Raw genomic sequence first — 25,491 nt, forward strand, 5'->3', positions numbered from 1 at the left:
CCCTGAAAACGGTCGCGGGTCGTCGCTCCGGCTTTCACTCCCGCTCCAACTCCCACTCCAGCGCTCGTCGACGACCGGCCGAAGTCACTCCACGTCGATGCCGCCGGCCGCGTAGTCCAGCGCGAACACCGCGGCGGCGCCGACGACGGCGAGGCCGACGAATCCGCCGACTGCGCCCGTCGTCCAGCCGCCGGTCTCCGACGCCGCCTCGACGACCGGGGCGCGGAGCGCGCCGACGACGAGCGCGACGAGGAACGTCATCGTGGCGCGGCGGTACACCGCGAGCGCCCGCCGGACCGCGTGGGCGACCGTGAGCAGGCCGACGACGCCGCCGAGACAGAACACGACGACCGGCACCGCCGCGGCGACGACGGCGGCGACGTCGCCGCCGGACGCGAGCGCGAACACCGCGTCGACGAACGCGGACAGCGCGCCGCTCATCCGGTCGTACTGCCCGAGCAGCACGAGCATCAGCGACCCGGAGATGCCGGGCAGAATCATGGCGCTCACGGCGACGACGCCGGCGAGGAACGTGGTCAGCGGCGTCGCGCCGAGCGCAGCCTCCGCGTGCCCGGACGCGAGAAACGCGACGAGGAACCCCGCGACCGCGGCGCCGACCCGGCCCGCCGTGTCGACGCGGAACTGGCCGCGGAGCGCGACCGCGGAGGCGGCGATGAGCCCGAAGAAGAAGCCGTACGTCGCCACCGGCGCGGTTTCGAGCGCGACGTGGAGGAGCCGCGTCACCGTGAGGATCGCGGTTGCGATGCCGGCGCCGAGCGCCACGAGGAACGCGGCGTCGACGTCGCGGAGCACGGACCGCAGCTCTGCGACCCCGTCGCCGCGGCGCGTCACGACGCCGACGAGCGCGGCGAGCGCTCTGCGAGCCACGCCCGGCGTCACGGACGTAATCGCCGCTATCAGCCGGTCGTAGATGCCGGTGAGCAGCGCGATGGTGCCGCCCGACACGCCCGGGACGGCGTCGGCGGTCCCCATGCAGACGCCCCTGAGGTAGATGCCGAGCCGAGACGGCCCGTCAGCGTCGGCGTCGACACCGCGGTCGGCGTCGGCGTCAGCGTCGACACCACGGTCAGCGTCGGCGTCAGCGGCGGGGCCGTCGCCGGACATCTACGGGCGCGCCAGTTCCCGCTCCGCCGCCAGCAGGGCCGGCGACGCCGACCCGGCGGACGCGGCGTCGGCGGACGCGGATGCGGACGCGGTCAGGGCGTCGTCGCCGTCGACGTCGAGCGTCGGCGGGACGAGCGCGCTGGAGTTCGTCGCGTTGCCCGTGGAGCTGTTGTCGTCGGTCTGGTTGGCGCCGCCCGGCGCCTGCAGGACGCGGGTGTCGAGCGTCACGGTTTTCGCGCCGTCGACGTCGCCGACCACGCGGCCCTCGGAGACGTTGAGCGTCGCCTGGTTCCGGACGACGTAGGCGCTCTCGTTCGTCCGGATTTCGCCGGCGATGGTGTACGGGCCGGTCGCCCGGACCGAGACGTTCGTGTAGCCGTTGTCCGGGCCGTAGTTCGCGTAGCCCGTCGTGGAGTACGGCAGCGTGAACTGGAAGTCGCCGTCGGCGTCCGCCGTCGTCTGCTGCGTGTAGGTGAACGTCGAGTTCGACCCCGGGACGCGCATCTGCACCGACGCCGTCAGCGTCTCGTTCGGCTGCGCTCCGGACCCCTCGACCGTGGCGCCCGGGACGCGCTCGAACGTCTTCACCCACTGCGGCGACGTCTTCTGGAGCAGCGACGGCCGCAGGCCGTATGCGCGCGACTCCTGCAGAACGCTCTGCTGATACTGACCCGACGCGTACGCGGACGTGTTACTCGCCTTGACGAGCCGGTAGTGTTTCAGCGCCGGCACCGCCTCCCGCGGGTACGGGCCGACGCCGCCGATCTGCGCCGACCCCTCCTGTTCGACGAACGCTTCGGCGGCGCTCATGTTCCGGAACGTCCGGATCGCGGTCGCGTTCTGCCCCTGCGGAAGCACCTTGTACGTGGTCCCCTGCGATGTCTGGACCGTGTCGTAGTCGAACACGACGACGAACTCTCCGAACATCCCGGCGTTCACGGTCGGCTCCATCCGGCTGCCGTGCCCCTCGTACAGCCGGACCATCATGCTCTGATAGTACCGCTGCTTGTACGAGTACGTCCCGACGGAGTAGCCGGACTGGCCGCGCTGCAGCACCGGCGAGTAGAAGTCCGAACTGGAGACGTTCGAGGCGCTGTAGAAGATGACGGGCGCACCGAACTTCGAGCCGACCGTCGTCATCTTCCAGTCGACCATGACGTACCGCGTCTGGTTCCCTTCGGTGCTCTGCCGCTGAAGCACGTCCTGCGCCTGGGAGGCGTTCGGCGCGAGCAGGTAGTTCGCCGCGGCGGTCGCTCCCTGCTGGAACGGATTGGCGTTCGGGATGCGGTGGCCTTCCACCGTGATCCAGTGGCCGTAGTCCCACCACGACATCACGCCGTACGCGCCTTCCGCGTAGTCGTAGTCGCCGTCTGCGGGCTCCTTGTACGTTCCGTAGTAGTCGAGTTTGTCGGCGTTCCCAGCGCCACCGTAGTTCCCCACAGCGGGCGTGTTCCCCTGCATCCACTCGAGGCTCTCGTCCCAGATGGTGACCGCGCCCGGAGACGTGCTGTTGCCGACCTGGACCGCCGTGTTCGTCTTGTCGATGTTCGGGTTCCCGGTGTTCGCGATGGTGAGCGGTACCGTCAGCACCGGGACGAGAACGACCATGACGGCGGCCGCGACGACGAGCGCCTGGTACAGTTCGACGTCAGGCGTCGAGATGTCGGTGGAGAGTTCGACGCCGGCGATGCGGAGCACTTCCCGGAGGAAGTAGGCGTTGAACGCGGCGACCGACACCGCGAGGTAGTAGTTGAACCGGACCTGCGTGAACGCGGCGGACGTGATGAACGCCGCCCAGATGACCGCGAACAGGAGTTCCGCGTCGTACCGGACGCGCGCCGCGGCGCCGAAGATGAGCGCCGCGACCAGTCCGAGGCCGGCGAGCTGCGGGTCGACGCCGAATACGGCGGTGATCTCCACGAACAGCTCCGAGCCGACGGTGAGCAGCGCGACGACGACGCCGGACGCGGCGAGGTAGTAGTAGTCGGCGGTGCGGCCGCGCTGCCACATCGGCTTCACCAGCACCCACACCGCGGCGGCGAACGCGGTGAAGAACGTGAAGCCGTACTCCGAGAGGACGATGCCGACAGCGGAGTAGTACCGCGCGAGCGACGACTGGAGGAACGGCTGCGCCTCCCCGATGGTCCGGGTGGCCGCGCTGGCGCTGAACCCGACGAACCGGAGGAGGTTGCTCGCGATAGAGTTGAAGATGGAGATGTCGATAGTGAAAACCGCGAGCGTCGCGACCGCGAGGAGGCCGCCGACCGTTCCGGCGTAGCCGTACGTGTCGAGGAGCTCATCGTCGAACTCGCGGGACTCGAACTCGCGGGCGAGCCAGGCGAGGAAGACGGAGCCCGCAGCGACGGCGAGTGCGAACCCGACGTGCATCGGGCTGAGGGTGACCGGCGTGAGTGCGAGGTCTTCCATCCCGACGAGCGCCATCAGCGCGGTCACGACCATCGTGATGACGCCGACGAAGGCGACGTGGTCGGGGGAGCGCCCGCCGGTGAAGTCGCTCACGGCCTGGTAGGCGAGGAACACCGCGAAGATACCGAGGAGGAGAATCCCGGGCGGCCACACCCACAGGTAGAGCCCGATGGCGACGCCGGCGACGGCGCTCCACACCGCAGTCGGGCGGAGTTCGTCGCGTTCGCCGGCTTCGACCAGTTCCCAGATGGGTCGGTCCCGCTGTGCGACCGCGAGCGCGACCAGAATCGCGACGACGGCGAACGCCTGGAACAGCGGCTCCGCGATGTTGTGGTCCGCGAATCCGACGAGGCCGCGCCGGAGGAACGTCCCCGGGAGCAGCATCAGGATGGCCGCGGAGAACAGTCCGCCGAGCCGGCCGCCGAGCCGCTTCCCGATGAGGTACGTCGGAATCGCCGTCAGCGCGCCGAAGACGGCTGGCGCGACGAGCAGCGTTTTCGCGACGAGCTCCGCGGACGGATCGCCGGCGCCGAGGACGATTGCCGCTGTCGCGATGAGCTGGTCGTACAGGCTCCCGAACTGCCCCCCCGAGGAGTGGCCGTACGGGAAGCCGGTCCACGGGTCGAACGGCATCGTCGACGGCCAGTGTTGAACCGTGTACCTGATCTCTCGGAGGTGGTACCACGCGTCGTTCCCGCTGAAGTACACTTCGCCGTTCTGGACGAAACGGGAGTACGACTGCAGGCGGATCCACAGCATGACCGCGACCACGACGAGGAGGGCGGGGACCTGGTAGAAGTCCTGGAGGAGGTCGGCGACCGACTTCCCCTCGAAGTCGTAGTCGAGCCCGAGGATGGACCGTACACCGCTCGCGCTCGCATCACTATCACTGCCGTTACTCATTACGTCGAACGATTCGGAAAGCGAGGATAAGCCTTGTGAAGTGGGGCAGTAGCGGAGCCGTCGCACCCGAGCCGTCACACCCGAGCCGACGCGGAGTGGACGCGGAATGCGGAAGCGGTTTGGGGGGCGGGTGCGACACGGCGTCTGTGCGCGTCTCCGTCGTCCTCTGTACGTACTCGCTGGATCGCTACCCGGAGTTCCGGGAGGCCGCCGACAGCGTCCTCGACCAGACGCACGACGACGTCGAACTCGTCGTGGTCGTCGACGGCACCGACGACGTCTACGAGCGGGTGACGGCGGACTACGGCGACGTCGAAAACGCCACGCTGCACTGCAACGACGAGAACCGTGGCCTCTCACACAGCCGCAACGTCGGCGCCGAGTTGGCGACCGGCGACGTCGTCGCGTTCCTCGACGACGACGCCGTCGCCTCGGCCGACTGGGTCGAACGGCTCGTCGACGCCTACGACCGGTACGACGCGCTCGCCGTGGGCGGCCGAATGGTGCCCGACTGGCTCGACGGGGAGCCGGCGTATCTCCCCGAGGAGTTCTACTTCCTCATCGGCGTCACCTACCGCGGCTTCCGCGAGCGCGAGGGCTACGTCAGGAACACGTTCAGTTCGAACCTCTCGTTCGACCGCGAGACGTTCCTCGACCTCGGCGGCTTCAAGACCGAGATGGGCAAGCGCGGCGAGAACAACTTGCAGGGCGGCGAAACCGAGCTGTGCGCCCGGCTGGAGCGCGAAACCGGCGAGCAGGTGGTGTACGTCCCGGACGCGACGGTCGAACACAAGATATACGACTACCGGACTGAGCGGCGCTGGCTGCTCGAACGGGCGTTCTGGCAGGGGTACTCGAAGCGGCGGATGGAGGAGGTCGCCGCGGAGTCGACCGACGCCGAACAGGAGTTCCTCCGGAAACTGCTGCTGTGGTTCATCCCCGACCGCGTCGCCGAACTGGTGACGTCGCCGTCGACCGAGCGCGCGGACAGGCTCGCGATGCTGCTGGCGCTCACCGGCGTCACTGGCGTCGGCTACCTGTACGCGCTGGCGACCAAGTAACGTCGACCGGCACCGACCGAGGTCGACCGACGCCGGCCGACGGAAGCCCGGAACCGTTCTGCTCGAAATCAGTATCGGCGCGGTCGGAGCGATCGGCGCCGCCGCTCAGCTGCGCCAGCGACGGAGCGCTTTCGCGACGTCGGCGGCGCCGGGACCGAGGTTCGACAGCATCTCGGTGAGCGGCGCGAAGTCGCCGTCGAACGCCAGCGTCGGCGGGTCGCGGCGAAGGCCGACGGTTTCGGCGGCGCTCGCCGCCAGTCGCCGCAGCTCGGTAGCCGCGTTGTCGACGACGACGTTCCGCGGCTCCGGGAGTTCGTCGCGGTACCGCTGCAGCATCGACTCGACTTCCGCGTTCACGGGCGCCGCGTCGTCCGTCTTCTGCGCCTCGTGCCGACGGAACCCGGCGAGGACGTCGCGGACGTGCCGGACGTCGTACTCGCGGGAGAGCCGTATCCAGAACTCGTAGTCCATGCAGTAGTCGAGGTCGGTGTCGAGCCGTTCGGCGTCGACCACCTCGCGCCGGAAGAACGTCGCCGGCTGCCCGACGACGATTCGGTAGCCGAGCTTCGCGCGGTCGAAGTCGGGCCGGACGTCGATTTCGGTGACGCGGGACCGTCCGTCGACGTACGCGAGGTCGCCGTAGATGACGTCCGCGTCGGTCCGGTCGAACCACGACGCGACCCGCGCGAGCGTCGTCGTATCGAAGTAGACGTCGTCGGAGTTCAGCCAGCCGACGACGTCGCCGGTCGCGCGCTCGAACCCCTCGTTGATGGCGGCTGACTGCCCGTCGTCCGGCTCCGACCGCCACCAGACGTCGTGGGTCGCGTCCGCCTCGTACTCCTCCAGCAGGTCGACGGTTCCGTCGTCGGAGCCGCCGTCCAACACGAGGTGTTCGACGTCGTCGTACCGCTGGCGACCGACCGACGCGAGGTTGTCCGGAAGGTAGTCCGCCTGTTCGTACGACGGCGTCACGACCGAGACGCGGGGCGACGGCATCAGAGGCTGAGGTCGCTGTTGTCGCCGACGTTCAGGCTCTGCGGTTCCCCGCTGATGCTCGCGGCGTCGCCGACGATGCTGTGGTCGAGGTTCACGCCGGAGAGCGCCGCGTCTTTGCCGACGATGGCGTCGTGGACGATGCTGTCCGAGATCTCCGCGCCGTCGTCCAGGCTGACGTACGGGCCGACGACGCTCCGGTCGACGGTGACGTCGGCGCCGATGTCGACCGGCGGCACGACGACCGCGTTTTCGAGCCGGCCGGCGCCGTTCGTCTCCATCGACTCCAGCAGCACCCGGTTTGCCTCCAGCAGCGTCTCCGGCCGGCCGCAGTCGTACCAGTCGTCCACCTCGAACGTCCGGAGCGTCGACCCGGTGTCCACCATCCGCTGGAGCGCGTCCGTGAGCTGGAACTCGTCGCCGGCGCCACGGAGGTCGTTGTCGATGAGGTGGCCGAGCGCGTCGAACAGCGCGTCGCTGTCTTCGACCACGTACACGCCGCTGATGGCCTTGTCCGACGGCGGCTCGGACGGCTTCTCGACGAGTTCGCGGACCGAGCCGTCGTCGTCGACGTCGACGACGCCGTAGTGGCTCGGCTCGTCGACCCGCTTCACGCCGACGCTCGCGTCCGCGGCGCCGAGCGTCTCGTGAGCGTCGAGGAAGGTCCGGTAGCCGTTCTCGAACAGCATGTCGCCGAGCGTGATGAGCATCGGCTCGCCGTCGACGGCCGGTTCCGCCTGGTGAATCGCGTGTCCGAGCCCCTGCGGGTCCTCCTGCTCCGGGAACGACAGGTCGAACTCGTCGCCGAAGGCGTCCGTCGCGTACTCACGAATCTGTGCTTGCATCGGCCCGCCGACGACGAGCACCGCCTCGTCGATGCCGGCGCTCGCGACGCTCGAAAGGATGTGGCCCAGGATGGGCTTCCCGGCGATGCGCACCATCGCCTTCGGTTTCGTGTGCGTCTGCGGGTACAGACGCGTGCCGCGACCCGCGAGCGGGATGACCGCTTTCATACCGTCCGTTGCTCGTGCGGAGTAGAAAAGGACACCGAAGCCTCGGATTTCAGGGAACCGCCGCCAGCCTACGCGTCCCGGAAGTAGTCGATGGTCCGTGCCAGCCCGTCTTCGAGACGTACGTCCGGCTCCCAGTCCAGCAGCTTCGCCGCCCTGCCGATGTCGGGTCTGCGGCGCTGCGGGTCGTCCTCGGGGAGGTCGCTGTAGGTGACGCCGCTGTCGGTGTCACAGAGCGACCGGATTCGCTCGGCCAGTTCGTTGATGGTGACCTCGTGTTCGTTCCCGAGGTTCACGACGTCGCCGTCGAGCCCCTCGGTCTCCATCAGGGCTCTGAGCCCGGCGACCAGGTCGGACACGTAACAGAAGCTGCGGGTTTGCGTCCCGTCCCCGTACACGGTCAGATCCTCGCCCGCGAGCGCCTGCGAGACGAACGTCGGGATGACCCGGCCGTCGTCCTCGCGCATCCGAGGGCCGTAGGTGTTGAAGATGCGGGCCGTCCGCGTCTCGACGCCGTACTCGTCCCCGTAGGCGACCGTCAGCGTCTCCGCGAACCGCTTCGCCTCGTCGTAACAGGCCCGCGGCCCCCGCGGGTCGACGTTGCCGTTGTACTCCTCGTGTTGCGGATGCACCTCGGGGTCACCGTACACTTCGCTGGTGCTGGCGAGCAGGAACCGCGCGTCGCACTCGCGAGCGTGGTCGAGGAGGTTCTTCGTCCCGACGCTGTTCGTGAGTGCGATGTCGACGGGGTACTCCGCGAAGTCCGTCGGAGAGGCGCGGGTCGCGAGGTGGTAAATCGCGTCCACGTCCGGGAGTGACGACGCGGACCGGACGTCGGCGTCGACGGCCGTGAAGTCGCTGTCGCCCCGGTGGCTCGCCACGTTCGCGTTCCGGCCGGTCGTGAAGTTGTCGACGACTGTCACGGCGTGCCCGTCGTCGAGGAGCGAGTCGACGAGGTGGCTACCGACGAAACCCGCACCGCCTGTAACGAGGACATCCTCTCCCATCGTTGGCACTGCTCCGAGTTTTCAGGTGGGGTCGGGTAACCTTTTCTGTGTGGCTGAGACGGAGTTCAGCCCGGGCAATACGCAGCGACCGTCGCGGCGCGAGAGCAGTGCTCTCGGCGCGTAGAGCGTGATGACGGACTGCGCCGAACCGCGGAGCGCCGAACCGGAGTCGGGGGCGGTCGAAGAGGCACCACGGTGAACGCCGACGTCAGTCGAATCGGTGGTCGGCGTCGAGGACGGCTGAAGCGAGGTCGGCGACTCGCGCTGGCTCAGTGTCGAGTGGCAGGAGGTGGTAGTGGAAGCCCGTTTCTCGTGAATCCACGTGTCTACTGAGCAGGTCCTGCTCGAGATTCCCCCACCGGCGCGACGGCATGAGGTCGATCGTGACCGGGGCGTGAGCAGACGGGAGCAGCATGTTCGAGCCGTGAACCCCGATGACGACCTGGCTTCCCGCGTACCTTCGGCACAGGCGGCGTTCGTCGCTGGTCGTCGGCGACAAAACCCGTTCATCCGCGATCCAGTCGGGGAGTCCGCCGGAGGCGCCTAACCCCGCCACGGCGAACTCGACGCCGGGGTTCCGACTCCGGATTTCGGAGGCGAGTTCTATCACTCTTCGCTGCTGTATCCGTCGATTCACGGAGTCCAGCACGTCCCCGGCCCGGGCCATCACCGGGTTTTCGACGACCCACCTCGCGGTCCGGCCGCCGAGCCAGTCGTACAGGATTGTCGTCGGCGGGAACCGGGACCACTGACGGTCGTCGCGCCAGACGAACGTGACCGTCGGGTCCGCTGAACGGCTCTCCCACTCGTCCAGCGGAAACGGTTCGACCCCGGTGAACCGCTCGATGTCGACGTCGACGTTGATGGGGAACGGCCGGTTACACGAGACGGCGACCGAGCCGTACTCGCTGAGGCGTGACTCGAACTGGTCTGCGAGCCAGTCGTTCCACTCGGTCCCGCGGCCGAGCGGGAGGTCGACCGCCCACACCGCGGCAGCGCCGTCCGGCACCATCCAGGCGAGGTTCGCCGGGACGATGACGACCAGGTCTCGGTCGTCCTCGTCGACGTGGTACTGGGCGTAGAACAGTTTCCGCAGGCAGTGGCCGTACATCGTGTCGAGGCAGTTGAGCACGACGGGGTCGTCGATTTCGCGGTGAGTGGTCCACTCGACGTCGACCGGTTCGGACGACCGGGCGGCCCAGGACTCCCGGAGCCACTTCGTGAAGAAGTCGTCCCGGTCGGCGTGAACCTCCCCGGTGTCTCGTTCGAGCAGCGCCTGTCCGAAGTATCCGTCTCCCGCCGGATAGTCTCCGAAGTACGTCCGCTGGCACGCCGGGCATTCGAGCGACGCGAGCACCCGCATCCCCGGCATCCGCCACCCCGTGGTGCGAAGACCGGTGTCGCAGTGCGGACAGTCGAACGAGACGTCCTGTTCCGGGGCGAGTTGCCGGACGGTCACGCTGGCGCTCATCGCTGCCGTGGCCCGGTCACTGATGAAACACGGCCCGAGTCGGTCGGTGGAGTCATCGCTCGGCGTGGTCGCGAGCGGCGGTTACGGCACTTTGTGGGGGTCACTGTCGTATGGACGGTGCGAACGTCCACGGTATCAATACGTCGCTCGCGCTTCGCGGACAGGGAGAGACGCACCGTCGACGGACGCGAGTCGGGTCAAGCACCGGTGTACTCGCCGAAGAGCGAGTCCAACTGGTCGGCCCGCTCGCTGTACGTGTGCTCCGAAAGCGTCCGCTGCTGCCCCGCGTCGGCGATGGCCGCCCGCTCAGCGTCGTGTTCGAGGTAGTACTGAATCGTGTCGACGCAGTCGCTGACGGAGTCGTACGTCGCCACCTCCGCTCCGGGCTCGAAGAGGTCGTCGAGGTTCCGCTTGTCGTCGGTGACGAGGAAGCTCCCGACGCCGGTCGTCTCGTAGAGCCGCAGGTTCGCGGCGTACGGCCCCGCGACGCCGATGTGGTTGTTCACGACGACGTCGGAGCGCGCGAGAATCTCGAACATGTCTCGCCCCCACGCCTGCCCCTGGTAGCAGCCGCGGAGCGGCGACTCCTCGCTGAGGTGGTCGACGCCGGGGGCCCAGACTTTCAGGGGAACCTCGGTCGCGAGTCGTTCGAGTAGTTCGATGCGCGCTTCGTGGTTCGACGACAGGCTCCCGACGAACGTCACGGGGTGGCGTGGCCCCGACGGGTCAATCCGGTCGAGCACGGACTCGGAGAACGCCAGTTTGACGAACTCGCTCGGGATGCCCTTCCGTTCGAACCGGTCGACGAACTGCGGCAGCGCGGACGTCATGACGTCGTGGACGTCAGCGTCCACCCAGCCCGGAAGCGGCGCGGCGATCTGGCCGACCAGCAGGAAGTCGTGCCGCTGTTTCGCGTCCGCGAGGAACTCGCTGCTGATTCCGTCGACGGCGAGGTTGAACACGACGTCCGGTTCGTAGTGTTCGAGCTGCTGGCCGAGTATGTCGTAAAACCAGGACGGCCGGACGAATTCGTCCCCGAGCGTCGACCGCAAGAGCGGAACGAAGTTACTGACGACGGTGTCCGCCAGCCGGGTTCTCATCCGGTCGAGCACCGACGTCGACGAGTCGTCGGTCTCTCGCCGGTCGCGGTATCCGTGGTCGCGCGCCCACGCTCGCTGGAGATGGCCGTTGTTCACGAAGACGCCGGTGGCGTCGTGGCCGCGGTCGCGGAACTCCTCGAGGTAGAAGTCGTTCGTTCCGAACAGGCTCTCCGCTCGGACCTGCCGCTGCGTCTCGTACGGGGCGTCAGCAAGCCCCGGGTTCGCGTCGTACAGCCAGTCGAGGAACTTCGGGTAGTCGTGGCTCAACACGAGCACCTTCATCGTCTCACTCCGGTTCGGCTCACTGTCGGAGGATTACGCCTGCCGGATAAAAGTCATTCTCCGCCGTCCGCCGTCTCGTCGAGCACGCCGGCGTCCGCCAGATACGCCGCGACGTTCGGGTGGAGGTCGAGGTCCGCCAGTTCGGCGGGGGCGAACACTCGCGCGTCGTCGTGCTGGTCGTCCAGCGCGAACGTCTCGGAGTCGGGCGCGACGACGTAGCCGTGAGCGACGTAGTGTTTCCCGTTCGCGTCCGGGACGTCGGCGGTGTCGTACAGGTGGTCGTACGCTCCGAGTTCCGCTTCGACGGCGACGTCGACGCCGAGTTCCTCGCGGGCGACGCGCCGGACGGACGCCTCGATTCGCTCCCCCTTCCTGATTCGGCCGCCGGGGACGAACCATTCGCCTCTCGCGGGCTCGTTCCGGCGCTTCGCCAGCAGAACGCCGCCGTCGCACAACACGACGAGGTCGACAGACGGGACGGGTACGTACTCGACGACGTCGGCCCACACGTCGTCCGGCACCCAGTCGACGCGGTCGAGGTCAGCCATCGACGACCTCGTCGCGGTGACGTTCGTACCACTCGACGGTGCGTTCGAGGCCTTCGCGGAAGTCGGTCGTCGCCTCCCAGTCGAACCGCTGTTTCGCGCGGGTCGTGTCGAGTTTCCGTCGCGGCTGGCCGTCCGGTTTGGAGGTGTCCCAGACGACGTCGCCGTCGAAGCCGGTGACGTCCGCGATGGTTTCGACGAGGTCGCGAATCGATATCTCCATGCCGCTCCCGAGGTTCACCGGGTCGGACTCGTCGTACCGCTCGGTGGCGGTGAGGATGCCGTCCGCGGCGTCGTCGACGTACAGGAACTCGCGCGTCGGCTCGCCGGTTCCCCACGCCGTGATGGAGTCGTCGCCGCGTTCGCGCGCCTCGACGCACTTCCTGATGATGGCGGGGATGACGTGCGACGTCTCGAGGTCGAAGTCGTCGCGGGGGCCGTACAGGTTCACGGGCATCAGGTAGATGCTGTCGAAGCCGTACTGCTTCCGGTACGCCCGTGACTGCGTGAGCAGCGCCTTCTTCGCGATGCCGTACGGCGCGTTCGTCTCCTCCGGGTAGCCGTCGTAGAGGTCGTCCTCGCTGAACGGAACCGGGGTGTGTTTCGGGTACGAACAGATGGTCCCGAGAATCGTGAACTTCTCGACGCCGTACGTCCGCGCCTGCTCCATCAGCTCGATGCCCATGACGGCGTTCTCGTAGAAGTACCGCCCCGGGTTCTCCCGGTTCGCGCCGATGCCGCCGACCGTGGCGGCGAGATGCAAGACGACGTCCGGGTCCGAGCGGTGGAGTGCGCGTCGGATTCCGGCTTTCTCGCGGAGGTCGTACTCGTCGCTCCGGGGGACGAACACGTCGACGTCGTCGCCGCGGCGCTTCAGCTCCTCGACGAGGTGGCTGCCGAGGAAGCCGGCGCCGCCGGTGACCATCACCGACTTGCCGGTCCAGTAGTCCGCGGTTCCCCGGTGCCAGTCCGTCATCGCCAGTCGACGCGCCCGTACCACGACTCTTTGTTCTTCGCGTACCAGTCGATGGTGCGGCGGACGCCCTCGCGCCAGTCGACCTGCGGCTCCCACCCGGTTTCGTTGTGAAGTTTCTCGTAGCCGACGAGCAGTTCCTCGACGTCGCTGTCGCCGGGGCGGTACCGCTCGTCCTCCTGGACGATTTCGGGGCGCTCCCAGTAGCCCTCCTCGGTGCCGACGTCGAGGATGAGGTTCGTCCAGTCGCGCATCGAGATGTTCTCGCCGTAGCCGTACACGTACTGCTCGCCCGGCGACCCTTCGAGGGCGACGTGGAGGTGGCCGCGGACGCCGTCTTCGACGTAGCACAGGTCGCGTTTCGGTTCGAGGTTGCCGAGTTCGACGATGTCACGCTCCAGCGCCTGCGTGATGATGGTCCCCGTGATGTACCGCGGGTTCTGCCGCGGCCCGTAGTTGTTGAACATGCGCGTCGTGACCGTCGGCAGGTCGTACGCGTCGTGGTAGTTCATCGTGAGGAAGTCGGCGGCGAGCTTCGAGGTGGCGTAGACGCTCGTCGGGTTCACCGGCGACCGCTCCGAGAGCAGGACGCGGCCGTCCTCCTCGAACTCGTGTTTCTCCGCCATCTCCTGTTTCACGTTGCCGTACTCCTCGGACGTCCCGGCGGTGTCGAACTTCGAGATGTCGAGGTCGAGGTCGACGACGGACTGCAGCAGGTTCAGGGTGCCGACGACGTTGGTGTCGACGGTCTCGTACGGCCGGTCCCACGACTCGCCGACGTGCGCCTGCGCGGCCAGGTGGAAGATGATGGCGTCGCCGTGGCCCTTGAGCGCGGAGAGCGCCTGCTTGACGGAGTGCTGGTCGCGGAGGTCGCCGCGGTGAACCGTGAGGTCGTCCGTCTGGTGCCGGATGTTCTTCAGTTCGCCGCTGGAGGTCGCGCGGACGAAGATGTGGACGTCAGCGCCCGCCTCGACGAGCCGGTCGGTGAGGTGCGAACCAACGAAGCCGTCCGCGCCGGTGACGAACACTGGGCGGTCGGCGAGTTTCGCGTCGACGTTCATTGAGAGTTCTAGTCGCCGCATGCCTGTCTACGGTTATGTACCTTCCCTTCCCATCCGGTGCGGAACCCGGGACGTTTAATCGTGAGCGCCGGAACGTCGCGGTACGTCCCCATGTCGAGGCTCGACGACTCGGTCAGGAAACTGTTCAAGGGCGGCGGCATCCTCCTCGCCGGGCTCGTCTTGCAGCTCGGAATCTCGTTCGTCGGGAAGCTCATCGTGGCCCGAGAGCTCAGCATCGCGGACTACGGCAGCGTCTCGCTGGGTACGACCGTCGCCGCGACCGCCTCCACGGTCGCGCTCCTCGGGGTTCACGAGGGCGTCGGCCGGTTCCTCCCGCGGTACGAGGACCCGGCGGACCGGCGCGGCGTCCTTGTCACGGCGTTCTCCGTCGCAGTCCCGTTGAGCCTCCTGTTCGGCGGCGCCCTGTTCGTCGCCGCGCCGACGGTGGCCCGTATTGCGTTCGACACCCCCGAGGTCGCGCCGGTGTTCCGCGTGTTCGCCGCCGTCATTCCGCTGATGGTGCTGCACCAGCTGGTGACGTCGACGATTCAGGGGCAGCAGCGAACCGTCCCGAAGGTCGTCATCGAGAACATCTCTCGGCCGACGGTCCGAATCGTCGCGATCGCCGTCGTGTTCCTCGTGGTCGGCGGCTCCGCGTTCCGCGTCTCGCTGGCGTATCTGGCCGGCTGGATCGCGCCGGTGCTGCTCGGTGCGGCGTATCTGTACCGAGAGACCTCACTCACCGACCGGACGGTCGGCGCCGTGCTCCGCCACGAGGAACTGCTCCGGTTCTCGCTCCCGCTGTTGCTGTCGGGGATGCTCTCGATGGTGCTCAACGACCTCGACACGCTCCTGCTCGGCTACTTCAGCGGCGGCACCGAGCAGGTCGCGCTGTACAACGTCGTCTACCCGCTGGCGAAGCTGCTCATGACGGCGATGACCGCCTTCGGTTTCATCTTCCTCCCGGTGATTTCGGAGCTGCACGCTTCGGGCGACCACGCCGGCGTGAACCGGATGTATCAGGTCGTGACGAAGTGGATATTCGTGGTGAGCCTCCCCGTGTTCCTCGTGATGACTGCGTTCCCGTCGAGGCTCATCTCGCTGACGTTCGGCGCGAAGTACGCCGGCGGCGGCGACGTCCTCGCGGTGCTCGTCGTCGGCTTCTTCGTCCACACCGTGGCGGGGATGAACCGCGAAACCGCGTCGTCCATCGGGATGACTCGGCTGCTGATGTACGTCGACGGCGGCGCCGCCGCGGTCAACACCACGCTCAATCTGTTTCTCATCCCGAGGTACGGTCCACTCGGCGCCGCGGCGGCGACGACCGCGACTTACGCCGCGCTCAACGTCGCGCTGTCTACCATCCTGTACTGCGAGGAGGGAATCGTTCCGGTGACGATGTCGATGCTCAGACCGGGGGCCGCCGGGGTCGCCGCGTTCGTCGCCGTCCGCCTCCTCGTCGGCGCCGTCCTCGACCCGACGCCGGTCGTGCTCGTCGCAGCGTTCGGCGTGTTCGTGGTTCTGTACGGCGTCTCAGTGCTCCGGTTCGGCGGCATCGAAGACGAGGAGATCATGCTGGTGAACAGCGTCGAAGAGCGGTTCGGCGTCGACCTCGAACCGCTGAAACGGATGGCTCGCCGGCTGATGTCGTAGCGGCGCTACGGGTCGACCCCCATCGACGCCAGCGCGTCGACCACGGCGGTCGGCGAGACGACCATGTCCGTGCCGCGCGGGTCCGCTTCGAGCAGGCCGTAAGTCACCGGAAGGTTCTCAGTGAGCGTCAGGTAGCAGGTGGCGACGCGGTCCCCGAAGAACTCCAGAAGCGTGGCGTCGTCGGCGTACAGCGCGTTCGTGAGCCCCGCGCCGTGCGGGCCGACGACGACGTCGGCATCCCGGAACGTCGCCACCTGCTCAGGCACCGTGAGCCGGGACGGCACGACGCGGGTGAAGCCGTACTTCGAGAGCGCGTCCATCAGCGCGGACTCGTTCCGAACTCGCCTCGCGTCGGCGTCCGCGCGGCTGACGTAAATCCGGCTGGTCACGTCGTCCGGTGGGTCGACGTCGGCCGTGTTCGCTCGCATCGTCGCTCGGAGCCAGTCCAGCGCGTCCGGGTCGAGCACGTCGACGTCTCGCGGCTCGTCGTCGTGGACGACGCGGCGGACCGACGGCACAAGCAGTCTGTCGACGCCGATTCGTTCCCCCGACCAGTGGACGCGACGTTCCTCGGGGACGCCGGCCGCGTCGAGAGACTGCAGCATCCACGGCGTCACGTCCGGCGGGAGCAGGACCGACGGTTCGGCGCCGCTGTCGGCCTCGTATCGGCGGACTGCGTCCAGCCGCGCGAGCCAGTCGGTGGTCCAGTGGAAGTAGCCGAAGTTCCACGAGCCGGCGAGGGACACGGCGCAGTCGAGCCGCCGTCGGGGCGTCCGCCGGACCGGAGCGTGCCCGTCCGCGACCGTGACGGCGAGGTTCTGCACGAGAAGCTCGGTGTTCCCGAGCGCCGACGCCTCGGTGACGTATCGGCCGTCGGCCGCCATGGTGAGCCCGCGCCGCCCGACGAGGTGGGCGTCGGTGAACTCCGCCAGGAACGGCGCCGGGAGCCGGAACGACTCGGAGGTCCGCCTGTCGATCTTTTCGGGGTAGGGCGCTGGCGTCGCCGGTTCGGAGTACGTGAGCGTCTGCGGGTCGCCGGTCCACCGCATCGTCCAGTCGGCGTCCGCAGCCCCGTCGGCCGTGGCGCGTCCGAGGTCTTCGCGGTCGACGGTTCGGCGTCCCAGCGCCGCCCGAACGGCTGACGACCCGCCGACCCTGCGGAGTATCCGCCCCGCCAGCTCCTGCATGTGTCGGGGGAGCGACCGCCGGCACGTATCTGCTTCGGTCACCCGGCGCGGCGACGGGCCGCATCACGTGATTGATTACGGACCGCCGCCCACCGGGAAACATGAACGTCTCGGTCATCGGGAGCGGCTACGTCGGAACGACGCTCGCCGCCTGCCTCGCGGACATCGGACACGACGTGGTGAACGTCGACGTCGACGAGGACGTCGTGGCGGCGATCAACGCCGGCACCGCGCCGATTCACGAGGAGGGGCTGTCTGCGCTCGTCTCGGAGTACGCCGGCGACCGGCTGTCGGCGACGACTGACTACGGCGCCGTCGTCGACACGGACCTCACGTTCCTCTGTCTGCCGACGCCGCAGGACGACGACGGCCGGCAGGACCTCGCGGTCATGGAGGCGGCGGCGGAGTCGCTCGGCGAGGCGCTCGCCGAGAAGTCCGGTCGGCACGTCGTCGTCACGAAGAGCACGGTGCTGCCGGGGACGAACGAGTCCGTCGTCGCGCCGGTCGTCTCCGAGCGGTCCGGGAAGGCGGTCGGCGAGGAGCTGGGCGTCGGCATGAACCCCGAGTTCCTCCGGGAAGGCTCCGCAGTCGCGGACTTCCTCGACCCGGACAAGGTCGTCGTCGGGGCGAGCGACGACCGGACCCGGGCGGCGATACACGAGGTGTACGAGCCGCTCGCCGACGAGACGACGATGGTCGACACCGGGGTCCGCGAGGCGGAGATGATCAAGTACGCGAACAACTCGTTCCTCGCGTCGAAGGTGTCGCTGGTGAACGAACTCGGGAACGTCTGCAAGGAGCTCGACATCGACGCCTACGAGGTGATGAACGCGGTCGGGCTGGACAGCCGCATCGGGTCGTCGTTCCTCCGGTCCGGGCTGGGCTGGGGCGGGTCGTGCTTCCCGAAGGACACGAACGCGCTCCGGACGCTCGCCCGCGACGAGGGGTACGAGCCGTCGCTGCTCGACGCCGTCGTCGCCGTCAACGACGGGCAGCCCGGCCGGATGCTGGACCTGCTCAATCGGCACGTCGACCCGGACGGGGCGCGAATCGCCGTCCTCGGCCTCGCCTTCAAGCCCGGCACCGACGACGTCAGGAACTCGCGGGCGCTCGAACTCGTCCGGCTGCTGGAGAACGCCGGCGCCGACGTCGTCGCGTACGACCCGGTGGCGACGGAGAACGCCAGGGCCGCCCTCGGCGACGACGCCGACGTGACGTACGCGGACTCGGCGGCCGCCGCCCTCGACGGCGCCGAGGCGGCGCTCGTCGCGACGGACTGGCCCGAGTTCGACGGCCTCTCGTTCGGCGGGATGGCGCGGTCGGTGGTCGTCGACGGCCGCCGCATCGACGTCGACCGGGACGCGCTCAACGTGTACGAGGGGCTCTGCTGGTAACTGAAGGGGTCTGCTCTGCGTCCTGTCGGGAACGGTGGCCGGTCGCGGCGACCGGCCCGGGTCCGGGCGTCACTCGACCGTGACGCTCTTCGCGAGGTTCCGCGGCTTGTCGATGCTTCTCCCGCTCAGGTTCGCGACGTGGTAGGCGAACAGCTGCCAGTAGACGTTCGCGACGAGCGGTTCGAGCGCGCCGAGGTCGGCAACCGGGAACACCACGTCGCAGAACTTCTGCGCGTCGTCGACGGCCGACGAGGCGCAGCCGAGGACCGGCGCGCCGCGCGCTTCGACCTCCTTGACGTTGTTCAGGGTTTCGCCGGGGTTCGCGCCGTCGGTCAGCGTCGCGAGCACCGGCGTCTCCGGCGTCACCAGCGCCAGCGGGCCGTGCTTGAGTTCGCCCGCCGGGAACCCCTCGGCGTGGTCGTAACTGATCTCTTTCAGTTTCAGCGCCGCCTCCAGCGAGACGGGGGCGCCGAGGCGCCGGCCGACGAAGAAGAACGCGTCGCCGTCGGCGTACGTCTCCGCGGCGTCGCGGACGTCGGCTTCGGCGTCCAGCGCGCGCTGGACCGCGCCGGGGAGTCCGCGGACGTGTTCGAGGAACTCGCCGGCCTCCGTCGCCGAGAGGGCGCCGCGGACGCGTCCGAGGTGGACCGACAGCAGCGCGAGCGTCGCGACCTGCGAGCAGAACGTCTTGGTGGCGGCGACCCCGATTTCGGGGCCGGCGCGGATGAACACGGCGTCGTCGGCTTCACGCGTCACGGTCGACCCGAGCGTGTTCGTGACCGCGAGGGTGCGAGCGCCGGCGCGTGACGCGCGGCGGAGCGCCCGGAGCGTGTCCGCGGTTTCGCCGCTCTGCGTGACGGCGACGACGAGCGTCCGCCACGGGTCGCGGCCGCCGCCGAACTCGTACTCGGAGGCGACGTCGACCGACGTGCGGACGTCCGCGTGCGTCTCCACCAGGTCGGCGGCGTACAGCGCCGCGTGGTACGACGTGCCGGCGGCGACGAACTGGACCTCTTCGAGCGACTGCAGGTACTCGTCGGGGAGGTCGACGTCGAGGTCAACGTCGCCGTTGAGTTCGTCGACGCGGCCGGATATCGCCTGCCTGAGCGCGCCGGGCTGTTCGTGTATCTCCTTCAGCATGTAGTGCTCGTAGCCGCCCTTCTCCGCGGCGTCGGCCTCCCAGTCGACGGTTTCGCGGCCGCGGTCGACCGCGGTGCCGCCGTTCCGGACGGTGAGCCCGTCGCGGTCCGCGACGACGACGTCCCCGTCTTCGAGGTACGTGACCTCGCGGGTGTGTTCGAGGAACGCGGTGACGTCGCTCGCGAGGAACAGTCCGTCGTCGGCGTGGCCGAGCACGAGCGGGCTGCCGCGGCGGGCCGCGACGAGACCGTCATACTGTGCGACGGTGACCGCGAGCGCGAAGCTGCCGCGGACGTCGTCGATGGTCGCTTCGACGGCTGCCGGGAGCGAGTCGCCGTCCGCGAGGCGTTCCTCGAGGAGGTGCGGGACGACCTCGGTGTCCGTGTCGCTCGTGAACTCGTGGCCGCGGCTCCGCAGGTCGGCTCTGAGTTCGTCGTAGTTCTCGATGATGCCGTTGTGGACGACGGCGACGTCGCCGGTGCAGTCGGTGTGCGGGTGGGCGTTCGCGTCGGTCGGTTCGCCGTGGGTCGACCAGCGGGTGTGGCCGACGCCGCAGGTGGCCGGCGACGACGCAGGCAGCACGAGGTCGTCGATGTCGCCGGCGTTCTTGTGGACGGCGACGTCGCCGCGTTCGCGGAGCGCGACGCCGGCGGAGTCGTAGCCGCGGTACTCGAGGTTCCGGAGGCCCGCTTCGAGCAGCGGGAGCGCCTCGCGGTCGCCGAGGTAGCCGATGATTCCGCACATCGTTATCCGCGCCTCACGACGGCGCCGTCCTCGATTCGTCCGTGCAGCGTCGCGCCGGGGTCGACGCGGGCGTCGTTGCCGAGCACGGTGCCCGGGACGAACGAGGCGCCGCCGCCGACTGCGGCGCCGTCACCGACGACGCCGCCGAGGCGGACGTCGGCGTGGAGCGTCCCGTCGATGGCGACGTCGCCGACGCCGCCCTGGACCGTGACGTTCGGGCCGACCGACGCGTCCTCGCCGACGACGCAGTCGCGGACGACCGCCCCCGCCCCGATTGTCGCGTCCGGGAGGACGACGGCGTTGGAGACGACGGCGTTCGGGCCGACCTCGGCGTTGTCGCCGACGGAGACGCCGGAGGTGACGGCGGCGCCGGCCCGGACCCGCGCGTCGGCGCCGAGCGCGACCTCGTCGGACACCGCGGCGGTGTCGTGGACCGCTGCGGAGTCCGCGCGGACCGCGCCGTCGGCGCTGAGAAGCCGGGCGTTCACCGCCGGGAGGTCCCAGAGGTGCGAGACGTCGAGCCACCGGCCGTCGAACGGGACGGCACGGAGCCGGTTCTCCGCCGCGAGCCGCTGGAGCGTCGCGGTGAGCGACAGCTCCACGTCGGCGTCGGTGTCGCGGACGTCGTCGAAGACGGAGTCGTCGAAGCCGTAGACGCCGGCGTTGATGACGTCGCTGTCGGCGGCGTGGCTCGGCGGCTTCTCGGTGAGCGAGACGACGCGGCGGCCGTCGAGATCGACGACGCCGTAGTTCGACGGCTGCGCCGAGCGCGTCACCGCCATCGTCGGGTCGTCGCCGTCGCGGTGAGCGGCCGCCAGCGCGGCGATGGCGTCCGGTTCGATGACGCGGTCGCCGTTGAGCGCGACGAAGTCGCCGTCGACGAACGGCTCGGCCTGCAAGAGCGCGTGGCCGGTGCCGAGCTGTTTCTCCTGGACGGCGTACTCGACGTCGATTCCCCAGTCGTCGCCGTCGCCGAAGTGGTTCTGGATGCGGTCGCGGCGGTAGCCGACGACCAGCACGACGTCGTCGATGCCGGCGTCGACGACCGCGTCGACGACGTGCGCTAACAGCGGCTGGTTGGCGACCGGAAGCATCGGTTTGGGGCGGGCGTCGGTGAGCGGCCGGAGCCGCGTCCCTTCGCCCGCCGCGAGGATGACTGCCTTCATTCTGTGCTCGTGACGGTCGGTTTGTCTCGGGTGACCGTCTCCCCCGGTTCGGTGCGGGCGCCGGCGCCGAGTTTCACCCCGGCGTTCAGCGCCGTTTCGATGCCGGTCTTCGCGCCGTCGCCGACGACGACGCCGAACTTCCGCCGGCCCGTGTCCGTCGACTCCTCGTTGACCTGCACGCGGACCGTCTCGTCGTCGTGTCTGAGGTTCGCGACGGTGGTGCCGGCGCCGAAGTTGACGTCGCGGCCGACGACGGAGTCCCCGACGTACGAGAGGTGGCCGACGGTCGCGCCCGCCATCAGGACGCTGTTTTTCACCTCGACGGCGTGGCCGACCGTGGCGCCCTCGCCGACGACGGTGGCGCCGCGGACGTACGCGTTCGGGCCGACCGAGGCGTCCCGCCGAATCAGCGCCGGTCCCTCGACGACGACGCCGGCGTCGACGGACGCCCCCGCCTCGACGACGACCGGTCCGCGGAGGTCGGCGTCGGCGTGGACGTCGCCGTCGACGCGGCGCTCCAGCGACGACAGCGCCCACTCGTTCGCGCCGAGGAGTTCCCACGGCCGGCCGACGCCGGTCCAGAACTCGAACGTGATCGCGCGGACGTCGCAGTTGTCGACGACGCGCGCCAACACGTCCGTGAGTTCGCGTTCGCCGCGGCTGCTCTCCCCGACGTCGAGCCACTGCTGGGCGGCCGCCGGGAAGGCGTACGCCCCGATGTTGACCAGCGACGACGGCGGGTCGTCCGGCTTCTCGGTGACGCCAGTGACGACGTCGCCGTCGACGTCGAAGACGCCGTAGGGCCGCGGGTCGTCGACGCGGAACGCTCCGACCGCTGGCGCCGACCGGTAGAGCGACTCCAGCGACGCCGGGTCGTACAGGTCGTCGCCGTTCAGCACCACGAACGGGGCGTCGTCGAGGCGGCCGCGCGCGGCGCGGACCGCGTCTGCGGTGCCGCGCTGCTCCGTCTGCGTCGCGTAGTCGACCGGGACGCCGGCGTACTCGTCGCCGAAGTGGTCGCGGACGTCGGCGGCCTCGTAGCCGACGACGAACACGAGACGCGAGGCGCCGGCTGCGACGGCGGCGTCGGCGGTGTGCGCGACGAGCGGTCGGTCGCCGACCGGCAGCATCGGCTTCGGTCGGTGCGCCGTCAGCGGCCGCATCCGCGTCCCCTCGCCGGCGGCGAGAATCACGGTCTGCATCAGTCTCCCCCCTCCGCGTCGCCGGCGGCGTCGCTCCCGGCGTTCGCGCGGAGCATCTCGCGGACCGTCCCCTCGACGGTTCGTTCCGCGTCGAAGCCGATGGCGTCGCGGGCGTCGTCGGTGTCGACGACGAGGTCGTCGCTCGGCTCGGCGCCGCTCCGCGGGTTCTCGACGAGTTCGATGTCGACATCCCTTCCGAGTTCCTCCGCGGCGACGCGCTGGACGAGTTCCGCGAGGCCGAGGATGCTCAGGGTTTCACCGCTGGCGAGCGGGAGCGTCCGCGCGCCCGGGTCGGCGCCGACGAGCTCGTCGAGCGACAGCAGGTACGCCGACGCGACGTCCTCGACGTGGACGAAGTCGCGGGCCTGCGTCCCCGGTTCGTGGACGGTCAGGGCGTCGCCGGCGAGCGCCTTCTCGACGAAGATGTTGATGACGGTGCGCTTGCCGACGCGCTCGCCGCCGACGGCGTGGTTCCCGTACAGGTTCGATTTCATGTAGACGTGCGCCGGGAACGACCCGGGGGCCAGGTCGTGGATGTCGTCCTCGCTCATCTTCTTCGTCCGGCCGTAGAAGTTGGCGGGGCCGCGCGGGTGGGACGCGGTCACGGGCGTCTCGACCGGGTCGCCGACGATTGCCATGCTGCACGGGAAGACGAGCGGGAGGCCGCGTTCGCGGCAGAACCACGCGACCGTCTCGGTGCCGCGGACGTTCACGTCGAACGCGTCCGCCGGGCGGTCCTCGCAGTCCCCGACGTGCGTCATCGCGGCGAGGTGGAAGACGGCGTCGACGTCCGCGAACTGCTCGCGGAGCACGTCGGCGTCGCAGACGTCGGCGTCGACGACGTCGACGCCCGGTATCGAGTCGACTTTCGCGGCGGAGAAGTCGTCCACGGCGACGACGTCGTGGCCGGCGTCGAGCAGGTCCGCGGTGACGCGCGACCCGATGTAGCCGGCGGCGCCGGTGACGCCGACGGTGTGCGTTTCGGTCACGCCGCCACCTCCGCGGTGAACTGCGAGGCGAGGTCGGCGATGCCGTCTCGGAGCGACAGCGTCGGTTCGAAGCCGACCTTGCGCATCCGCCGGAAGTCGACGTGGTACGACGGGCCGGGGTCCCGGTCGCCGAGGTACGTCACGTCGACCGCGCGGCCGACCTCGTCGGCGACGGTTTCCGCGACCGTCTGCACGCGGACGTTGTCGTGGCCGACGTTGTAGACGCCGGTCGGCCAGTCGAGCGCCGCCGCGAACGCCCGCGCCGTGTCGCGGACGTGGAGGTACGGCCGCCAGTTCGTCCCGTCGCCGTAGACGGTGAGCGGGTCGCCGGTGAGCGCGCGGAACGTGAAGTCGTTGACGACGAGGTTGAACCGGACGCCCGGCGAGTAGCCGAAGTTCGTCGCCAGCCGCAGCGCCACGGACTCGACGTCCGAGTCGGCACACAGCGACTCGGCGCGGAGCTTCGACTCCGCGTAGGGGTTGCCGGGCGCCGGCTCCGACTCCTCGGTGAGCTCCTCGTCGTACGCGTCGCCGTAGACGTTACACGACGAGGCCAGCACGAGCCGGTCGACGCCGGCGTCTTCGGCCGCCGAAACGACCGTCTCGGTCCCGCCGACGTTCACGTCCATGACGCGGTCGCGGACCTCGTGCGACTGCGCGGCGCCGGTGACGGCGGCGAGGTGGACGACCGCGTCGACGTCTTCGACGGCGCGTTCGACGACGTCGGGGTCGCGGACGTCGCCGCGGACGAACTCGTAGCGCTGCACGTCGGCGCCCATGAGGTTCCGCGGGCTGGAGAGCGCGAAGTCGTCGAGGACGCGGACGTCGTGGCCGGCGTCGGCGAGCCGCGGGACGAGCGCGCTGCCGACGTAGCCGGCGCCCCCGGTGACGAGGATGTTAATCGGTCAACACCCCGGGGAGGAAGCGGTCCTCGTGGGCCGTGATTCGGCCCTCGTGGTCGACGAGCGTCCCGATGACGTCGCGGACGCCCGCTTCGAGCGTCTGCCGCTGGCCGCCGACGAGGTCCAAGAAGCGGTCGTTGTCCATCTCCATCTCGTGTTCTTCGTCCTCCTCGCGGGGGTTCTCGTAGTGCTCCACGTCGGCGTCGAGCCCGAACTCGGAGCCGACCTCCGCGATGGTCTCGGCGAGTTCGACGATGGCGACCGGCCGGGTCACCTGGTTGTAGACGTCGACGTCGCCGTCGCCGCCGTCGTGTCCGCGCTCGACGAGGTTGACGAGGCTCTCGACGGTGTCTTCGAGGCTGACCATCGGCTTGCGCTGCTCGCCCTTCCCGTACACCGTGATGGGGTAGCCGGCGACGGCCTGCGCGCAGAACCGGTTGACGACGGTGCCGAAGTAGTAGTCGAAGTCGAACCGCGTCGGCGACTCGGCGGCCCGGGTCTCTTCGGTTTCGGTGCCGTAGACGATAGCGGTTCGGACGTCGCTGATGTCGAGGTCGAACTCGGTCGCGGCGAGCCGCATGTTCGCGGCGTCGAACGACTTCGTCTGGTGGTACCACGACCCGCCCATCGCCGGGAACGGAACCTCGTCGCGCTCGCCGCCGTTCTCCATGACGGCGCCGCCCTCCGGAATCGGGAACTCCGGCGCGCCGTAGACGCCGGTCGTGGTGGTTTCGATGAAGTGAGCGTCGTCCAGCCCGGTCTCGTGGAGGCCGTGCAGGAGGTTCAGCGTCATCGAGACGTTGTTCTGCTGGGTGAACAGCGCCCGTTCGCCGTTGATGCCGGCGTACGGCGCGCTCGGCTGTGCGGCGGCGTGCAGCACGGTGTCCGGCTCGTGGACGTCCAGCAGCTGCAGCACGAAGTCGCGGTCGGCCAGGTCGCCCTCGACGTAGCTGACGCCGTCGAGGTCGCCGAAGCGCGTCTCCGGGTCGTCTATCGGCGTCGCGGAGACGCTGCCGGACTCTTCGACCCAGTCGCGGCGGGCGCCGTTGTCGACGGCGACGATTCGTTCGTCGAGGCGGTTCGCGAGGCGGAGCGTGGTTGGCCAGCCGACGTAGCCGTCGGCGCCGGTCAGGAGCACGACCATGGTTACTCAGAT

20 protein-coding genes are annotated in these 25,491 nt (G+C 69.4%); 3 read left to right on the forward strand and 17 right to left on the reverse strand.

All coding sequences use genetic code 11. From position 1 onward, the window contains the following. Positions 1-84: 84 nt before the first annotated feature. Entirely contained in the window at positions 85-993 is a 909-nt protein-coding gene (locus ACQUS7_RS03400; protein WP_435145238.1) for a DUF368 domain-containing protein, read from the reverse strand. 132 nt (positions 994-1,125) lie between these two features. After that, the gene (locus tag ACQUS7_RS03405) at positions 1,126-4,455 is read right to left on the reverse strand and encodes an oligosaccharyl transferase, archaeosortase A system-associated (protein WP_435144605.1); all 3,330 of its coding nucleotides are present in this window, start codon (positions 4,453-4,455) and stop codon (positions 1,126-1,128) included. Positions 4,456-4,601: 146 nt separating this feature from the next. Here ACQUS7_RS03405 and aglG point away from each other — a divergent pair, with 146 nt between their 5' ends. After that, entirely contained in the window at positions 4,602-5,516 is a 915-nt protein-coding gene (gene aglG, locus ACQUS7_RS03410; protein ID WP_435144607.1) for a glucosyl-dolichyl phosphate glucuronosyltransferase, read from the forward strand. A 105-nt stretch (positions 5,517-5,621) separates the two neighbouring features. On the opposite strand, the gene ACQUS7_RS03415 is transcribed toward aglG, so the two are convergent. The 8 genes from ACQUS7_RS03415 to ACQUS7_RS03450 all read right to left on the reverse strand — a co-directional run bounded on the left by ACQUS7_RS03415 (position 5,622) and on the right by ACQUS7_RS03450 (position 13,958). Beyond that, positions 5,622-6,512, reverse strand: a complete 891-nt coding sequence (locus ACQUS7_RS03415) for a glycosyltransferase family 2 protein (protein ID WP_435144610.1) — start codon at positions 6,510-6,512, stop codon at positions 5,622-5,624. Further along, positions 6,512-7,522: a sugar phosphate nucleotidyltransferase gene (locus ACQUS7_RS03420; protein ID WP_435144613.1), complete on the reverse strand. Its 1,011-nt coding sequence runs from the start codon at positions 7,520-7,522 to the stop codon at positions 6,512-6,514. Before ACQUS7_RS03420 ends, ACQUS7_RS03415 begins: the two co-directional genes overlap by 1 nt. Before the next feature lie 68 nt (positions 7,523-7,590). Next, complete coding sequence (locus tag ACQUS7_RS03425; protein WP_435144616.1) at positions 7,591-8,526, reverse strand: UDP-glucuronic acid decarboxylase family protein; 936 nt, start codon at positions 8,524-8,526, stop codon at positions 7,591-7,593. A 208-nt stretch (positions 8,527-8,734) separates the two neighbouring features. Continuing rightward, positions 8,735-9,997 carry a hypothetical protein gene (locus ACQUS7_RS03430; protein ID WP_435144618.1) on the reverse strand — a complete coding sequence of 421 codons (1,263 nt, stop codon included), beginning with the start codon at positions 9,995-9,997 and terminating at the stop codon, positions 8,735-8,737. A gap of 197 nt (positions 9,998-10,194) precedes the next feature. After that, entirely contained in the window at positions 10,195-11,379 is a 1,185-nt protein-coding gene (locus tag ACQUS7_RS03435) for a CgeB family protein (RefSeq protein ID WP_435144621.1), read from the reverse strand. 53 nt (positions 11,380-11,432) lie between these two features. Continuing rightward, complete coding sequence (locus ACQUS7_RS03440) at positions 11,433-11,927, reverse strand: NUDIX domain-containing protein (RefSeq protein ID WP_435127665.1); 495 nt, start codon at positions 11,925-11,927, stop codon at positions 11,433-11,435. Further along, on the reverse strand, positions 11,920-12,900 hold the full coding sequence (locus ACQUS7_RS03445) for a GDP-L-fucose synthase family protein (RefSeq protein WP_435144624.1): 981 nt from the start codon (positions 12,898-12,900) through the stop codon (positions 11,920-11,922). Before ACQUS7_RS03445 ends, ACQUS7_RS03440 begins: the two co-directional genes overlap by 8 nt. Beyond that, positions 12,897-13,958: a GDP-mannose 4,6-dehydratase gene (locus tag ACQUS7_RS03450; protein WP_435144627.1), complete on the reverse strand. Its 1,062-nt coding sequence runs from the start codon at positions 13,956-13,958 to the stop codon at positions 12,897-12,899. The genes ACQUS7_RS03445 and ACQUS7_RS03450 overlap by 4 nt, the downstream gene beginning before the upstream one ends. Before the next feature lie 81 nt (positions 13,959-14,039). Between ACQUS7_RS03450 and ACQUS7_RS03455 the strand changes: the two genes are divergently transcribed. Then, on the forward strand, positions 14,040-15,611 hold the full coding sequence (locus tag ACQUS7_RS03455) for a flippase (protein ID WP_435144630.1): 1,572 nt from the start codon (positions 14,040-14,042) through the stop codon (positions 15,609-15,611). Between the two features lie 5 nt (positions 15,612-15,616). On the opposite strand, the gene ACQUS7_RS03460 is transcribed toward ACQUS7_RS03455, so the two are convergent. Continuing rightward, entirely contained in the window at positions 15,617-16,798 is a 1,182-nt protein-coding gene (locus ACQUS7_RS03460; protein ID WP_435144633.1) for a glycosyltransferase family 61 protein, read from the reverse strand. A gap of 101 nt (positions 16,799-16,899) precedes the next feature. On the opposite strand from ACQUS7_RS03460, the gene aglM reads away from it, so the two are divergent. Continuing rightward, complete coding sequence (gene aglM, locus ACQUS7_RS03465) at positions 16,900-18,192, forward strand: UDP-glucose 6-dehydrogenase AglM (protein ID WP_435144636.1); 1,293 nt, start codon at positions 16,900-16,902, stop codon at positions 18,190-18,192. A gap of 69 nt (positions 18,193-18,261) precedes the next feature. Here aglM and glmS read toward each other — a convergent pair whose 3' ends face one another. From glmS to ACQUS7_RS03495, 6 genes are read right to left on the reverse strand one after another with little or no spacing between them, the layout of a single operon-like run. Further along, on the reverse strand, positions 18,262-20,076 hold the full coding sequence (glmS, locus tag ACQUS7_RS03470; RefSeq protein ID WP_435144638.1) for a glutamine--fructose-6-phosphate transaminase (isomerizing): 1,815 nt from the start codon (positions 20,074-20,076) through the stop codon (positions 18,262-18,264). 2 nt (positions 20,077-20,078) lie between these two features. Further along, positions 20,079-21,242: a sugar phosphate nucleotidyltransferase gene (locus ACQUS7_RS03475; protein WP_435144641.1), complete on the reverse strand. Its 1,164-nt coding sequence runs from the start codon at positions 21,240-21,242 to the stop codon at positions 20,079-20,081. Further along, positions 21,239-22,444: a bifunctional sugar-1-phosphate nucleotidylyltransferase/acetyltransferase gene (gene glmU / locus ACQUS7_RS03480; protein WP_435144644.1), complete on the reverse strand. Its 1,206-nt coding sequence runs from the start codon at positions 22,442-22,444 to the stop codon at positions 21,239-21,241. The genes ACQUS7_RS03475 and glmU overlap by 4 nt, the downstream gene beginning before the upstream one ends. Next, positions 22,444-23,433, reverse strand: coding sequence for an NAD-dependent epimerase/dehydratase family protein (locus ACQUS7_RS03485; RefSeq protein ID WP_435144647.1), 990 nt, complete (start codon positions 23,431-23,433; stop codon positions 22,444-22,446). Before ACQUS7_RS03485 ends, glmU begins: the two co-directional genes overlap by 1 nt. Further along, positions 23,430-24,335, reverse strand: a complete 906-nt coding sequence (locus tag ACQUS7_RS03490; RefSeq protein ID WP_435145240.1) for an NAD-dependent epimerase/dehydratase family protein — start codon at positions 24,333-24,335, stop codon at positions 23,430-23,432. The genes ACQUS7_RS03485 and ACQUS7_RS03490 overlap by 4 nt, the downstream gene beginning before the upstream one ends. After that, positions 24,331-25,479: an NAD-dependent epimerase/dehydratase family protein gene (locus ACQUS7_RS03495; RefSeq protein ID WP_435127647.1), complete on the reverse strand. Its 1,149-nt coding sequence runs from the start codon at positions 25,477-25,479 to the stop codon at positions 24,331-24,333. The genes ACQUS7_RS03490 and ACQUS7_RS03495 overlap by 5 nt, the downstream gene beginning before the upstream one ends. Positions 25,480-25,491 lie beyond the last annotated feature (12 nt).

Source organism: Halobaculum sp. P14 (genome assembly GCF_051195155.1).
Lineage (GTDB): Archaea > Halobacteriota > Halobacteria > Halobacteriales > Haloferacaceae > JBNTKA01.